Raw genomic sequence first — 15,034 nt, 5'->3', positions numbered from 1 at the left:
GATGACAGTTACCGGTATTATCGCAGAGTTTAATCCTTTTCATAATGGGCACAAATATCTGCTGGAGCAGGCTTCTGGTCTGAAAATTATCGCTATGAGTGGTAATTTTGTTCAGCGAGGGGAGCCGGCTATCGTGGACAAGTGGACTCGGGCACAGATGGCTTTGGAAGCTGGAGCGGATCTGGTTCTTGAGTTGCCTTTCTTGGTCAGCGTTCAGGCGGCAGACTTTTTCGCTAAGGGGGCAGTAGACATCTTAGAGAGACTGGGCATTGATCATCTAATGTTTGGAACTGAGGAAGTGCTGGACTATGAGAGTATTTCCAAGGTCTATGGTGAAAAGGCAGAGCAGATGGAGGCTTACCTGGCTGGACTGCCTGACTCCCTATCCTATCCCCAGAAGACTCAGGCTATGTGGCAGGAGTTTGCAGGGCTCAATTTCTCAGGCTCTACGCCCAACCATATCTTGGGCTTGGCCTATGCCAAAGCTGTGGCGGGAAAAACTATAAAGTTGTACCCGATTCAACGTCAGGGCGCTGGTTATCATTCCTTATCAGCTAATCAGGGATTTGCTTCCGCAACTGCCCTTCGTCAGAATCTGGATCAGCCAGACTTTCTCAAAAAATTCACTCCGGCTTATGACTTGCTCGAGACGGCAGCAAAGGTGACTTGGGCAGACCTCTTTCCTTATCTTCGTTACCAGATAGTGACCTGTCCGGATTTAACAGACTTTTATCAGGTCAATCAGGAGTTGGCCGTCAGGATTAGAGTGGCCTTGAAAAGCAGTGAGACCATAGGAGAGCTAGTTGAGCAGGTAGCAACCAAGCGCTATACCAAGGCTAGGGTTCGGCGTCTGCTGACCTATATCCTAGTCGGAGCTAGGCAAGAAGAGCTTCCGTCAGGTGTTCATATTTTAGGCTTTTCCGAGCAGGGGCGCCAGCATTTGTCCCAGCTTAAGGGAAAAGTTGAACTAGTCAGCCGTATCGGCAAGGAGCCATGGGATGGTCTAACCCAGCAGGCTGATAAGGTCTATCAACTAGGCAACTCTGCACTTAGGGAACAGAATTTTGGACGGGTTCCGATTATGAGAGACAAGTAAGGCTGAATGTTCAGCCTTTTTGCTTTGTTTGCGACGGTAAATAAAAAATGGTATAATAAACAAATAAATTTGTTTTCACTAAGGAGCATGATTTGCTTTTTAGCGGTTTGACTGTAGGTATGAAAGCTAACATTCGGTCAATAAAACATTGCTGTGCTGATTGAATGCTTATCTTTCCTATCCATGTTTCAAAGGAGGAAGACTCATGAAATTCAAAAAGATTACCTTTATGGCACTTACAGCTTTACTGACGCTTAGTTTAGGTGCTTGTAGCTTGATTGGGCAGAAGCATTCTCAAAAGAATCAAGGTGGGACTGAGAATAGCTCCCGTGAGAGCCAGAAGAATACTTCTTCTGACGATATTGAAGAACTCTTGGAGAAAGCAGAAACTGCGAATGAAGATCTAACTTCAATGAAAATGAAGGTGAAATTATCTATCACTGTAGATGATTCCAATAAAACTCAAACGATGAGCGGAGACCTTCTCTATGATAAAAGCATGGATGAACTGGCCAAGGGGCATTTAATCATAGATGGAAAAGAGAGCGGTCAGGAGAGTTATCAAGAAGCGATTATGCCAGGCGGAGAGAATAAACTTTTGTATACTCGTTCTTCTAAAAATGGAACATGGTCTAAGCAAGAAATGGGAAGCGGAGCAGATTATTATGTTCAGCCCGATTATTTCAAACTCATGGATGGCTTTTATCAAATGGCTGATGATGTCACTGTAAAGGAAAGCGGTGATGAATATATCTTTAAATTAAGCAGTAAAAACGCTGACTTGCTGGGGCTTTTTGGTGAAGAATTCAAACTAGAGCTAACAGGTGTTACTCAGGCTGATATGGATAAGAAGTTAGAAGTACGCTTGGATAAAAAGACCTTATTCTTAAAAGACTTTAAACTAGGTTTATCTTATAAGGGTGAAGAAGGTAGTTTGGATGTTCAAACAGATACTCAATATTCTGACTGGAATAAGGTAGAGGAAGATGAGTTTAAGGCGCCTCAGTAAAGCATAAGCAAAACTATTAGCTGAGAAAGAAGGGAAAAGCCATGCCTTTATTGTTTGCTTTTCGCTATCGTAGAGGACTCTATTTGACCATAGTCATCTTGGCATCTGTCTTTTTAGCCTTAAGCCTTATTTTCGGAACTTTAGCTTACTTTATACTATTTTCTTTCGAAAAGGCCATGCCTGGAGCAGGAATACGCACGTTCAGTTTGCCTTTTATACTTGCTTTTTTCATGACTGCTGTAGTCGAAATCTTTGCAATAGTCCATGCAGGACGTAAGCTGAGTAAAAAGTGCTTTGTTCTTGCAGGAACAGAATGGGGCTTGACCGTGCGAGGAGCTTTCTTGAAAGAGCATAGCTTTGCTTGGAATCAGCTGGAAAGTGTCTTTTACCGGCCGGCTTGGGGAAGAACTTCTGATGGGCAGGCTTCTTTTCGACTGGGGGTCAGGCGCTATCGGAGAGACTACCTATATGTCAAGCCTTATCATGGCAAGTCCGTCCGAGTAGATGTCACATTTTTGGATGGCAGAATAGAGGATGTTTTTGCCTGCTTAAGCAGATGCAAACCTGATTTGCCTATTGTGAAAAATTATCAGTGATATTTTTGATGGATTTCGGAAAAGGTCCGTTATGACAGGCCTGCTAGTTTCAGGAAATAGAATGTACCGTCCAGTTGCTCTTTTAGCGGCTGGATTTTTTATGGAAGGAAAACAGAAATCAATTTTGTCTCGATTTCAGCCCAGCAGGAGTTGAACAATACAACCAGAATCTTCTAGGAGCTATCATTTTTTCTTAGTGATTTTTCTGATTCCCTGTGTTATAATAAGAAAGATTAAAAATGTAATTTATCAAAAGGAGAATCTCCAATGGGACGTAAATGGGCCAATATTGTGGCAAAGAAAACGGCCAAAGACGGCGCGAACTCAAAAGTATATGCTAAGTTTGGTGTGGAAATCTATGTAGCAGCTAAAAAAGGTGATCCAGATCCAGAGTCTAACACAGCTTTGAAATTTGTTATTGACCGAGCTAAGCAGGCTCAGGTGCCGAAGCATGTCATTGACAAGGCCATCGATAAGGCAAAAGGAAACACTGACGAAACCTTTACTGAAGGCCGCTATGAAGGATTTGGGCCGAACGGTTCTATGCTGATTGTCGATACCCTGACTTCAAATGTCAATCGGACTGCAGCCAATGTTCGTGCTGCCTTTGGGAAAAATGGCGGTAATATGGGAGCTAGTGGCTCTGTATCTTATCTTTTTGATAATAAAGGCGTGATTGTCTTTGCTGGGGACGACGCTGACAGTGTCTTTGAACAGCTGCTGGAAGCGGATGTGGATGTTGATGATGTTGAAGCAGAAGAAGGAAGCATCACTGTTTATACAGCGCCAACTGACCTTCACAAGGCTATCGTGGCTCTGCGTGAATCTGGCATTCAAGAATTCCAAGTAACCGAGCTTGAAATGATTCCTCAGTCTGAAGTAGAGTTGACCGGTGAAGACCTCGAAACCTTTGAAAAACTCTATAGCGTTTTGGAAGACGATGAAGATGTCCAAAAAATCTATACGAATGTAGATGGATTCTAAAGATACTTGACCTGTAGTTGGAGCTACAGGTTTTTCTGTGATGAGAAGTCTCAAACTGTATTTACCAATGCAGCTAAGTATGGTAAAATAGAAAGGTCATATTATTAAGTTATTAAGGAGACAATGATGAAAAAAGTATTTCAATACACAACCTTGCTTTTAGCAGGAATGAGCTTAACTGCCTGTGCCTTGCTTCCGACTTCAAATCAGGATATTCCAAGTAAGCAAAGTCAGGAGAAGAAGGACAAGAAAGCAGCCAGCAATGGGCAAGTAGAGGTCAAGATTAAGGAAGGCCAGTTTATTTTGCCAAGCAATGGGGCCGCTGATTCAAAATACTTAGCTTTGTCATTGGAAATTAAGAATAAAACGGATGAAAAAATCATGATTTCCTCTTCAGACATTGGCTTTTATGATTCAGAAGGTGAGAAAATCCAGCCGGTCGGAGTTTATGATGATGCAGAAAACTTTAAAATACTGAAATATGAAGATTTAGCTAAGGGAAAGACTCTTTCTGGTTATCTTGTATTTAAGGTTGAAAAGGATAAAAAATATGAGCTGCACTATGAGAAGAAAACTTATGATGCTGATGAGAAAACAGAAGAAATCAAGCTAAATGTTGATCCTTCTAGCTATCCTGATCAAGTCGAAGAGTCAAAGAAATTAGCTTCTGATTATCTGAATGATGTTTTCTTGGGTGGAGACGCCAAAAGCAAAGACAAGGCAAAGTCATCCAAGGGCAAGGAAGATTTTGTCTTAGGCGGTAATTTGGAGCAAGATAAAAATGACTTTAGAGCAGCTTTTGCTGAAGACTTTAAACGTAAATTGCATGACTATCCCTTTACTGATAAGGAAGTCAATACCTTTATCGATGCCTATGTGGAAAATAATGCAAAACGCTCCGAAATTTCTTATACAGTAGCCCAGTACATGCCGAATGAGATAGTGATCAAGATTAAACCGAGAACGGTCAGTCTAAGCAAAACCATCCTGAACTACAGTAAAGAGTTTTCTGATAAGCATCGTTCTGAGTATGCGAATCTTTCGGAATTCTATAAAGCACAAGATAAGAATTATGCTGATGACATGATGGCTGGATTGGACTCACGGCCGCTTCTCACCCCAGAACGAGATTATCAGCTGAAATTTGTCAAGACAGATGGCAAATGGGTCTTGGAGCGTGATTTTTCTTATGAATCCATTGTCATTTCTTTCGAAGGCGATATCTCATAATAGCAAAATTAGAGGGCTGATTATTGATTATTTGCTCTCTATTTTTGTGCCCTCGTCTTGCTTTGTGCTATACTGGATGGTAGATAGGTGTATTCGAGTAAAGGAGTCTGCCATGAAAAAATTTTATGATAAACTGATGCAAACGCGGCATTATCTTCATCAGCATCCAGAACTGTCTGGGCAGGAATTTGAAACGACAGCTTTCCTAAGAAGCTATCTGGAAGATTTAGAGATTAGGATTTTAGAATCCGGTCTGAAAACGGGCTTGGTTGCCGAGGTTGGCTCTGGCAAGCCGATTATTGCCCTGAGGGCTGATATCGATGCTCTGCCTATTTTGGAGCAGACAGGTCTGCCTTACGCCAGTCAGAATGCAGGCGTTATGCACGCTTGCGGCCATGATTTTCATCAGACCAGCCTTTTGGGGGCAGCGGAGCTGCTCAAGGCTATGGAAGGAGATTTGAGAGGGACGGTTCGTCTGATTTTCCAGCCGGCTGAGGAAACTTCTCTGGGAGCCAGTCAGGTACTTGCGACTGGTTTGCTGGACGATGTGTCTGCGATTATCGGCTTTCACAATATGCCCCAGCTTAAGGCGGGGCAGCTGGCACTTAAAGCTGGAGCCATGATGGCTGGGGTTGAGAAGTTCAAGGTTGAAGTAGAAGGTGTCAGCAGCCATGCGGCTAGACCGGATTTGGGGGTTGATACAGTATTGACCTTAACCAGTATGATTCAAAATCTGCAGGCTCTAGTGGCCCGCACAGTATCTCCTTTTGAAGCGGCTGTCTTATCTGTGACTCATATCGAAGCTGGAGCGACCTGGAATGTACTGCCGCAGTCGGGCTTTTTTGAAGGAACGATTCGCAGCTTCAATCCGACCTTGCAGCAGCGTCTCAAGGAAGACTTTATCCGAATTGTAGAGAATACAGCTGAGAATTTTGGAGCTCAGGTCAGGATTTCTTGGGACCATACTCCTCCAGTGACCTATAATGATCCCGAATTGGCTGAGCTGCTCTATGAGCACTCACGGAATCTGGCAGAGGTTCTGCCAGCCAATCCATCCTCGGCTGGAGAAGATTTTGCCTTTTATCAGGAGAAGCTTCCAGGTGTCTTTGCCTTTATCGGCTCAAATGGGGCAGAAAATGCTCCTGACCTCCATCACGACAGCATGGTCATTGACGACGAAGCTTTCAAAGTTTCCGTTCCTTACTATGTGGAGAGCGCCCTCTTTCTCCTGCAGCACTACAGGCAGAAAGTCGAGTGAATGACTGCCTCAAAGCTGATAAAGAAAAGCTATCACCTCCATAAAAAATATATAATGGTCAAGCTTCTCCTTATTTGATATGATAAAGAAAGACTTTTTAGGAGGAATTCGAAATATGAACCTGAAGAAAACCTTGAAATACTTCTCTTTGACAGCTGTCAGTGTCTTGGCCATTGGTGCCTTGGTGGCTTGCTCATCATCAAGTAATAAGAAAACAGAGAAAACAAAGGTAGAAGTCGGAACAGTAGGAACGACCAAACCATTTTCATACGAGGATAAAGACGGTAAACTGACTGGATATGATATCGAAGTCCTTCGTGCTATCTTTAAGGACTCAGACAAGTATGAAGTCAATTTCAATAAGACCAAGTGGGCTTCTATTTTCTCAGGTCTGGACAGCGACCGCTACCAGATCGGTGCCAATAATATCAGCTACTCTGAAGAACGAGCTAACAAATATCTCTATGCTAGTCCATATGCGAAAAATCCAACAGTTTTAGTTGTCCGTAAAGGTGAGGGGATTAAATCGCTGGATGACATTGGCGGCAAGTCTACTGAGGTTGTTCAGGGGACTTCAACAGCTCAGCAACTAGAGGACTACAACAAGGAACATAGCGATAATCCGACAAAAATCAATTATACGGACGGAACCATTCAGCAAATCTTGGCCAATCTGAATGACGGCCGTACGGACTATAAAGTTTTTGAGCGCATAACTGTAGAGTCTATTATCAAGGACCAAGGCTTGAAAAATCTGGAAGTGATTGAGCTTCCAAGTGATCAGCAGCCTTATGTCTATCCGATTATCGCAAGCGGTCAGGAAGACCTGCAAAAATTTGTCAACAAGCGAATCAAGGAACTCTATGAGGACGGTACGCTTGAAAAACTATCACAAGAATTCTTTGGCGGTTCTTACCTGCCAGATGCAAAAGACATCAAGTAAGAAATCCCATCAAGTCCAGTCTGCATTTGGCTGACTAGACTTTGATACAAGAAATACGATAAGGGCGGGGAAGCTTATTTCCCCAGCCCTTTATCTGCTGTTAATAGGAGTAACGCATGCCTTTCTCAACTGAGACTGAACAAATCAAGAAATTTGAAAACGACGAGGTGGCCCAGCACTATTTTGAAGTGCTGCGAACCTTGATTTCTAAAAAATCAATCTTTGCCCAGCGGGTTGGTCTGCAGGAAGTAGCCAACTATTTGGGAGAGATTTTTACAGCTGCAGGTGCCAAGGTCATGATTGACGATAGCTATACTGCTCCATTTGTTTTGGCGGAGTTTCTTTCTTCAAATCCTGCTGCTAAGACCGTTATTTTCTACAACCACTACGATACAGTGCCGGCAGATGATGACCAGCCTTGGACCAATGATCCCTTTACGCTGTCAGTTCATTATGGGGTTATGTATGGGCGAGGAGTGGATGATGACAAGGGGCACATTACTGCTCGTTTGACGGCTGTTCGCAAGTATATTCGAGAGCACGGTGATTTACCAGTCAATATCATCTTTATGATGGAAGGGGCAGAAGAGTCTGCTTCGACAGACTTGGATAAATATTTGGCCAAGCATCGCAAACGCCTGCGAGGAGCGGATTTACTGGTCTGGGAGCAAGGCAGCCGCAATAATCTAGGTCAGCTGGAAATCTCGGGCGGTAACAAGGGAATTGTTACCTTTGACATGACGGTTAAAAGTGCAGATGTAGATATCCATTCCAGTTTTGGCGGGGTTATCAATTCTGCTTCCTGGTATTTGCTCAATGCTCTATCCAGCTTGCGCAGTCCAGACGGCCGCATCTTAGTTGAAGGCATCTATGAGCAGGTTCAAGAGCCAAATGAACGAGAGCTGGCCCTAATTGAGGAATATGCCCTGCGGACTCCTGAAGAGTTGAGTCAAGTCTATGGCTTGAAATTACCAGTTTTGTTGGACGAACGGAAGGAATTCCTCCGTCGCTTTTACTTTGAACCTTCGCTGAATATTGAAGGCTTCGGATCAGGCTATCAAGGCCAAGGGGTTAAAACCATTTTGCCTTCAGATGCTCAGGCTAAGATGGAAGTTCGTCTGGTGCCTGGTCTGGAGCCAGAGGATGTGTTAGACAAGATTCGTCAACAGCTGGACAAGAATGGCTATCCAGCAGTTAAGCTGACTTATACCTTGGGAGAAATGAGCTATCGCAGCGACATGAGCGCACCATCCATTCTTAATCTTATCGAGCTGGCTAAAGATTATTACCAAGAGGGCATCTCTGTTCTGCCGACTTCAGCTGGAACTGGTCCGATGCACACGGTCTATGAGGCCTTGGAGGTTCCTATGGCGGCTTTTGGACTTGGAAATGCCAACAGCCGGGACCATGGCGGAGATGAGAATGTGAAAATTGCTGACTACTACACGCATATTGAGCTCATTCAGGAGCTGATTGGCAGTTATCGTCGAGCTGATTAGCGGGAAAGGAAGGCTTATGCTATACTCTATAAGAAAAGACAAACTGAAGCAGGCTGGCTTCTTTTACCTCTTTTATTTTTTAGCCATGCTCTTAGGCGTCTTGGTTGGGCTTCTATTTGACCGCTCGGGCAATATGTTTTACGCTCCGGCTTTTACAGCTTTCTTTGGCGGAGTTCTGTTCATCTTCTACACTGAGAAAATAAAGACCTTCGGTCTAATCAGCGGCCTAGGTTGTCTGCTAGGTCTCTTCTTTCTGCTCAGTCGACATGGCTTTGGAGCCTTTCTACCAGGTTTGATTTGCGGTATTTTAGCGGATCTTATAGCTCGGTCAGGCAGCTATCAAAAGACTGTTAGAAGCTTGCTGGCTTTTATAGTTTTCAGCTTTAGCACAGCGGGTCCTATTTTCCTAATGTGGCTGGCACCCAAGCAGTACGAAGCTAGTCTTCTTGCTAGAGGAAAGACTCAGGCTTATATCGGGCAGGTCATGCTTAAGCCAGAACCCAGCTTAGTCTTTTGGTTTGTGGTCAGCATTTTACTGGGGGCTTTACTAGGCGCCCTATTAGGAAGAAAAATCCTTAAAGCTAGACATTCCAAGTCAGCTTCAGACTAAATATCATCGAAAATATAACTAAGGAGAAAACATGAACAATTTACTCGTACTCCAGTCGGACTTTGGTCTGGTAGATGGAGCCGTGTCAGCCATGATCGGAGTGGCCTTAGAAGAATCGCCCACTCTGAAAATTCATCATCTGACTCACGATATCACCCCTTACAATATCTTTGAAGGGAGCTATCGTCTCTTTCAGACGGTTAATTATTGGCCAGCAGGAACGACCTTTGTGTCGGTAGTGGATCCGGGCGTTGGCTCTAAGCGTAAGAGTGTGGTAGCCAAGACTAAAAAAGGACAGTACATCGTCACGCCTGACAATGGTACCCTGTCTTTCATCAAGAAGCATGTCGGAATTGAGGCCATTCGGGAAATTTCTGAGGTGGAAAATCGCCGTAAGGATACGGAGCATTCCTACACTTTCCACGGTCGTGATGTCTATGCTTATACAGGTGCCAAGCTAGCCAGCGGCCATATCAGCTTTGAAGAGGTTGGACCAGAACTCAAGGTCGAAGACATTGTCGAAATTCAGGTAGTCGAAACTACGCTTGCGGATAATTATGTCAGCGGAGCTATTGATATCCTGGATGTTCGTTTCGGCTCTCTCTGGACATCTATTACCCGCGAAGAATTCTGCACCTTAAAACCGGAATTTGGCGACCGCTTCGAAGTTACTATTTACAATAATGACATGCTGGTTTATCAAAACCAAGTAACCTATGGTAAGTCCTTTGCGGATGTCCGCATCGGTCAGCCTATCCTCTATATCAACTCCCTCTATCGGGTCGGCTTAGCGATTAATCAAGGTTCCTTTGCTAAGGCCTACAATGTTGGCGTCGGTGCCCAATGGCATATTGAAATCAAGAGAATTGAAAATTAAGGAAGAAGAAAATGAAAAATAATACAATCAGAAACGTAGTCGCAACAGGAATTGGAGCAGCCCTATTCGTGGTCATCGGAATGATCAATATTCCAACGCCTGTACCCAATACCAGCATCCAGCTCCAATACCCTCTGCAAGCTCTTTTTAGCGTCATCTTTGGACCAATCGTCGGTTTCCTTATGGGCTTCATTGGCCATGCCATTAAAGACGCTATGAGCGGTGGCGGACTTTGGTGGTTCTGGATTGCCGGTAGCGGAGTCTTCGGTCTATTGGTTGGCTTCTTTAGAAAATTCTTCCGAGTGGAAGAAGGCAAATTTGAAGTCAAGGATATTATCCGCTTTAACTTGATTCAGTTTGGAGCCAATGCAATCGCTTGGCTTATCGGCCCAATTGGTGACGTGATTGTATCTGGTGAGCCGGTTAATAAGGTTATTGCTCAAAGTGTTGTAGCAATTCTGGTGAATTCTGCGACAGTAGCAGTCATCGGAACTGTCCTGCTGACTGCCTATGCTCGCACTCGCACCCGCGCAGGAAGTCTGAAAAAGGATTGATTACATCAAAAATTGACAGATTGGGATTACTCCCAGTCTTTTTTGTACAAAATAAAAAGCATAATGTAAATTATATATTGTATTATAGAAATTTATAAAGTGAAAGGAGAATCTGTAAGAGAATGGCAGAAAAAGCGCTTTGAGAAGTATTTGGATCAATTGGAAGAAGAGCGTTGACTTGTCCTTCTCATTTAAACTTTCCAGCTCTGCTATTTTTCAAACAAATATTTTGCCCAGTTTTTTCAATCAGGTTATAATAAATAGATGAATTAAAAAATTCAGAAAATTTTATAGAGAAAAGAGAGTTGAAATCTTATGGCAAAAGATATTCGCGTCCTACTTTACTACAAATATGTTCCGATTGAGAATGCTGAGAAATTTGCAGCTGATCATCTGGCTTTCTGTAAATCTATCGGTCTTAAAGGCCGTATCTTGGTAGCAGATGAGGGAATCAATGGAACGGTTTCTGGTGATTATGAAACCACTCAAAAATACATGGATTATGTGCATTCCCTGCCAGGTATGGAAGACCTTTGGTTCAAGATTGATGAAGAAAACGAGCAAGCCTTCAAGAAAATGTTTGTTCGCTACAAGAAAGAAATTGTGCACTTGGGCTTGGAAGACAATGATTTTGATAATGACATCAACCCGCTGGAGACGACAGGAGCTTACCTGTCACCTAAGGAATTTAAGGAAGCCCTTTTGGACGAAGATACTGTTGTCCTAGACACTCGTAACGACTACGAGTACGATCTAGGTCACTTCCGCGGAGCCGTTCGTCCAGACATCCGCAACTTCCGTGAATTGCCGCAGTGGGTCCGTGATAACAAAGAGAAGTTCATGGACAAGCGCGTGGTTGTTTACTGTACTGGTGGTGTTCGCTGTGAGAAATTCTCAGGCTGGATGGTGCGTGAAGGCTACAAAGATGTCGGTCAGCTTCATGGCGGTATCGCGACTTACGGCAAGGATCCAGAAGTTCAAGGTGAGCTTTGGGATGGTAAGATGTATGTCTTTGATGAGCGTATCTCCGTTGATATCAACCATGTCAATCCAGTTGTGATTGGGAAAGACTGGTTTGACGGTACTCCTTGCGAGCGCTATGTCAACTGTGGTAATCCAGAGTGTAACCGCCGCATCCTGACTTCAGAAGAAAATGAAGACAAGTACCTCCGTGGCTGTTCTCACGAATGCCGTGTTCACCCTCGCAATCGCTATGTGGCTGAAAACGGCTTGAGCCAGGCAGAGGTGGTGGAGCGTTTGGCTGCGATTGGAGAAAGCTTGGAAACATTGGTAGCTCAGTAATCGCATAGTAAAGATAAAAACTTTAGATGTTTCAAGCATCTAAAGTTTTTTCATTATTTATTTGCAGCTTAGCTTTTCTTTATTCAGGTTTCGATTTTTTTGTCCTTTCTTTTTGATGTGATATAATGGGCTTAAATAAATGGGAAAGGAGCAAGTCTATGTCTAAAGCTATCATGGAAGAAGTGGCGGCCTATCTACGTCAGCATACAGATCAAGAGCTGAGTCTGACCGATTTGGCTCAGTATTTCCATTATAGTCCTTCCCATCTATCCAGAACTTTCAAGAAAAAGATGGGCTTTTCTATCAAGCAATATATGGAAGCTCTTAAGATGGAAAAAGGAATTCAGGAGATTGTAGAAGGCCGGCAAAATGTGACTGAGACCTCTATGGAAGCTGGTTATGATAGTCTAGGCAGTTTTTCCAATACTTTTAAGCGGCATACTGGACTTTCGCCTAAAAAATATTATCAGGAATCAACCAAGGCTTATGATTTCATGATTAAACAGCTAGATGAGAAGGGAGCTTTCTTGCATCAGGATCCCGACTGTAAAAGTGGCAATCGGTTGACTGTGGCGCTATCTTATCCTGAGGGCTATGAACCACGCATTAGCTGTATCGGGCTTTTTAAAACACGCATACCTAAAGAAGAGCCAGTTATCGGAGTAGCACTAAGTCAGGAGAGCCAGTTTACTTTTGAAAATGTACCAGATGGTCACTACTATCTTTTGGCTTGTGAATTGCTGGAGGATTTACGCCTAACTAAAAACTATGTCTTGAAGCATAACTTTCGCTGGGGCAGCGATGAGCCTCTCACTTTTTCAGGCGATAACATCTATCAAGAGGAAATCAGCATGCGTAGGCCCTTGTCCAGCGATCCCCCTATTACAGTTAATCTTCCAGTTTTAATTATGCGTTCCCTAGCCAAACAAGCGCAATTGAGAATAAGAAAATTTTTATCTTAATTGATAAACTGATACTAGAGATTTATTCTCAGATATAAAAAATTGGAGGAACAATAATGAAATTAGACGTGTTTTTAAGTTTTAATGGTCAGGCCGAAGAAGCTTTTCGTTTTTATGCAGATCTTTTTCAGACAGAGATAAAGGGACTTGTACGAGCCAGTGAGATGATGGATCCAGCAGACCTTCCTGCAGAAAAACGGGATAAGATTGCCTGGATTGCCTTAGATACGGAAAACTTGACCCTGAATGGTGAGGATGTAGGCATTTTTAACGACCTATCTATTCCTAGCAATCATCAGCCCAATCAATGGTTAGTTCTGAGCCCAGACAGTAGAGAAGAAGCCGATGAGCTCTTTGCTAAGCTTGCTGAAGGTGGACAAATTCTCTATCCTTTAGAGGAACAAGCTTTCGCAGAGTTTTATGGTCGCTTGATTGACCGTTTTGGTATCGGCTGGGATGTGATGAAATGAGGCAGAAGGATGGCTTATAGTGAATCCTTAGCCCAGCAAGTCCGTGCCATTTTAGCTACTGAACTTCCTCCTCATGTTTTTGAAGAAGAGGTAGAAGAGAAGAAGATGTTTGGTGGTTTGGCTTTTATGGTCCGAGGTAAGATGATCGTTACTGTGAGTTCGAGAAGTCAAGAGCTTGTCATGGTACGCATCGGTAAGGAAATGGAAAAGCAGGTTCTGCCTAAAAATGGTGCTAGTGTGACTTTAATGAAGGGTAGGCTTTATCATGGCTATATTGATTTAGATGGCGAAGGACAAAAGGAACTGTCTTACTGGATCAAGCTAGCCTTGTCCTACAATCAGGAGCTGACGCAGCAGGATAAAAAGTAAGAAGTGCTCAGATGAGCTTGGCCTTCTTAGAAGTTTATTCATTACCTTTTTATGAAATTCAAATATATTCTTAGAATCTGTATTGATGAAGCTTTCAGTCGGAAAGTCTCTTCATGGATACAGGTTTTTTCGTCTTTTTCTTCCAAAAATGTTATACTAATACCAGAGTCCGTTTTAAGAATGGAGCATGTCTTAAAAGTCTTGGAGAAAAGCTAGTTTGTATCTGTATTGAGTTTTGATTTTGCATTTTCTCGCTTTCTGAAAGGCTTTTTGTAGTTAGAAAGGAGCATGGTATGAGTATTTCTTTTTACATTCAGAACCGAAAGGGCTTGTTTAGCTATAAGGCGGTCGAAACACCTTTGTCTCTGGTTTCCTTGGTGGAAGGGCTGGAGGTCGTAGGCCTCGAGGGCGATAAGGCTTATCAATCCTTGGATCAGGTCGGAACTTTTCTGGCTGTCTATTGGGAAGGGGCAGGCCGTGGGTTTGAAGTTTATTATCTGCCAGACCGGGAAACCTATCAGGTCCGCGTCTTGACACCATCGACGGTAGGTGACTGGAAAGGGGCGATTCTCTTCATGAGTCGTTTGGCTCAGAAGATGAAGCAAGATATTGTCGATGAATACGGCACCACTTATACCGCTGACGGGATTTTTAATATTGATTTTGAAGCGGATATTCTCTACGGCCTGAACGATACCAGAGTGGCAGCTGCGCCTATGCATGTTTTTGAAGGCTATGCTCATGATTTGTACATGTCGCAGGAAAAGCTTCTGGAACTTTTTAAGGCAGAAGATCCTGTGGAGGAGTTTGGCAGGCAGATGGCTGAGATGCAGCAGGTTCAGAGTCAATTTTCTACTCCGAAGTATTATAAGGATCAGGGTGGGAAATACCTAGGTTCTTATGTTCTGGCAGAAGGAGTGGACACAGTCCTTCCGACTCAGCCCATGCCCAAGGGCTACCTGATTAAAGAGATGATTGAGAGCGGTGCTAGTCAAGACATGGAATGGCATCTTCATATCCTGATAGAGGATGCCAGCAGTCCACAGGGCTATAAATATCTGACAACAAAGGATTTAAAAGCTTTTTTGGAGAAGATTCCGGACACTCACCGCACCTATCTGGATTCCAGTCAGATCCGGATTCAGCCACTCAATCGGCTGGAACTGGAAGCCATCTTGGATCAACTTCCCGATGGAGAACCGAAGTTTTAGCGCTAGGAAAATTTACTTTTTGAATCTTAACAGAGCTGCCAAAAGGCAGCTTTTTTAGGTCTGT

At 43.4% G+C, this 15,034-nt stretch carries 16 protein-coding genes; all 16 read left to right on the top strand.

Annotated features, from left to right (window positions below; genetic code table 11):
* The first annotated feature begins 1 nt into the window (after position 1).
* Positions 2-1,096 (top strand): nucleotidyltransferase, encoded by a 1,095-nt coding sequence (locus PCY71_RS04905; RefSeq protein WP_048772591.1) that lies wholly within the window; start codon positions 2-4, stop codon positions 1,094-1,096.
* Positions 1,097-1,301: 205 nt separating this feature from the next.
* On the top strand, positions 1,302-2,105 hold the full coding sequence (locus tag PCY71_RS04900; RefSeq protein ID WP_009659861.1) for a DUF6612 family protein: 804 nt from the start codon (positions 1,302-1,304) through the stop codon (positions 2,103-2,105).
* A gap of 230 nt (positions 2,106-2,335) precedes the next feature.
* Positions 2,336-2,701, top strand: a complete 366-nt coding sequence (locus PCY71_RS04895; protein ID WP_048772722.1) for a hypothetical protein — start codon at positions 2,336-2,338, stop codon at positions 2,699-2,701.
* Between the two features lie 267 nt (positions 2,702-2,968).
* A complete protein-coding gene (locus PCY71_RS04890) occupies positions 2,969-3,685 on the top strand; it encodes a YebC/PmpR family DNA-binding transcriptional regulator (RefSeq protein WP_002901009.1) in 717 nt (238 codons plus the stop codon).
* 123 nt (positions 3,686-3,808) lie between these two features.
* Positions 3,809-4,915: a DUF4352 domain-containing protein gene (locus PCY71_RS04885; RefSeq protein ID WP_185761342.1), complete on the top strand. Its 1,107-nt coding sequence runs from the start codon at positions 3,809-3,811 to the stop codon at positions 4,913-4,915.
* Positions 4,916-5,027: 112 nt separating this feature from the next.
* Positions 5,028-6,173: a M20 peptidase aminoacylase family protein gene (locus PCY71_RS04880; RefSeq protein ID WP_048772601.1), complete on the top strand. Its 1,146-nt coding sequence runs from the start codon at positions 5,028-5,030 to the stop codon at positions 6,171-6,173.
* A gap of 115 nt (positions 6,174-6,288) precedes the next feature.
* On the top strand, positions 6,289-7,116 hold the full coding sequence (locus tag PCY71_RS04875; protein ID WP_048772603.1) for an amino acid ABC transporter substrate-binding protein: 828 nt from the start codon (positions 6,289-6,291) through the stop codon (positions 7,114-7,116).
* Positions 7,117-7,232: 116 nt separating this feature from the next.
* Positions 7,233-8,615 (top strand): M20/M25/M40 family metallo-hydrolase, encoded by a 1,383-nt coding sequence (locus tag PCY71_RS04870; RefSeq protein ID WP_125342424.1) that lies wholly within the window; start codon positions 7,233-7,235, stop codon positions 8,613-8,615.
* A 16-nt stretch (positions 8,616-8,631) separates the two neighbouring features.
* Positions 8,632-9,225 (top strand): MptD family putative ECF transporter S component, encoded by a 594-nt coding sequence (locus tag PCY71_RS04865; protein ID WP_125342425.1) that lies wholly within the window; start codon positions 8,632-8,634, stop codon positions 9,223-9,225.
* Positions 9,226-9,256: 31 nt separating this feature from the next.
* On the top strand, positions 9,257-10,102 hold the full coding sequence (locus PCY71_RS04860) for an S-adenosyl-l-methionine hydroxide adenosyltransferase family protein (RefSeq protein WP_002911906.1): 846 nt from the start codon (positions 9,257-9,259) through the stop codon (positions 10,100-10,102).
* A gap of 11 nt (positions 10,103-10,113) precedes the next feature.
* Positions 10,114-10,656 carry an ECF-type riboflavin transporter substrate-binding protein gene (locus tag PCY71_RS04855; RefSeq protein ID WP_049541862.1) on the top strand — a complete coding sequence of 181 codons (543 nt, stop codon included), beginning with the start codon at positions 10,114-10,116 and terminating at the stop codon, positions 10,654-10,656.
* Positions 10,657-10,971: 315 nt separating this feature from the next.
* Entirely contained in the window at positions 10,972-11,958 is a 987-nt protein-coding gene (locus PCY71_RS04850; protein ID WP_301412468.1) for a rhodanese-related sulfurtransferase, read from the top strand.
* Between the two features lie 158 nt (positions 11,959-12,116).
* On the top strand, positions 12,117-12,920 hold the full coding sequence (locus tag PCY71_RS04845) for a helix-turn-helix transcriptional regulator (RefSeq protein WP_032912510.1): 804 nt from the start codon (positions 12,117-12,119) through the stop codon (positions 12,918-12,920).
* Between the two features lie 56 nt (positions 12,921-12,976).
* Positions 12,977-13,390, top strand: coding sequence for a VOC family protein (locus PCY71_RS04840; RefSeq protein ID WP_002910383.1), 414 nt, complete (start codon positions 12,977-12,979; stop codon positions 13,388-13,390).
* 9 nt (positions 13,391-13,399) lie between these two features.
* Positions 13,400-13,759 carry a TfoX/Sxy family protein gene (locus PCY71_RS04835; RefSeq protein ID WP_002910382.1) on the top strand — a complete coding sequence of 120 codons (360 nt, stop codon included), beginning with the start codon at positions 13,400-13,402 and terminating at the stop codon, positions 13,757-13,759.
* A gap of 293 nt (positions 13,760-14,052) precedes the next feature.
* Positions 14,053-14,970: a DUF4299 family protein gene (locus PCY71_RS04830; RefSeq protein WP_301412467.1), complete on the top strand. Its 918-nt coding sequence runs from the start codon at positions 14,053-14,055 to the stop codon at positions 14,968-14,970.
* Positions 14,971-15,034: the final 64 nt, after the last annotated feature.

This window comes from Streptococcus sp. SN3 (assembly GCF_030439905.1).
Note: the sequence above shows the minus strand (reverse complement) of the source record. Positions and strands in the feature narration are given on the sequence as shown.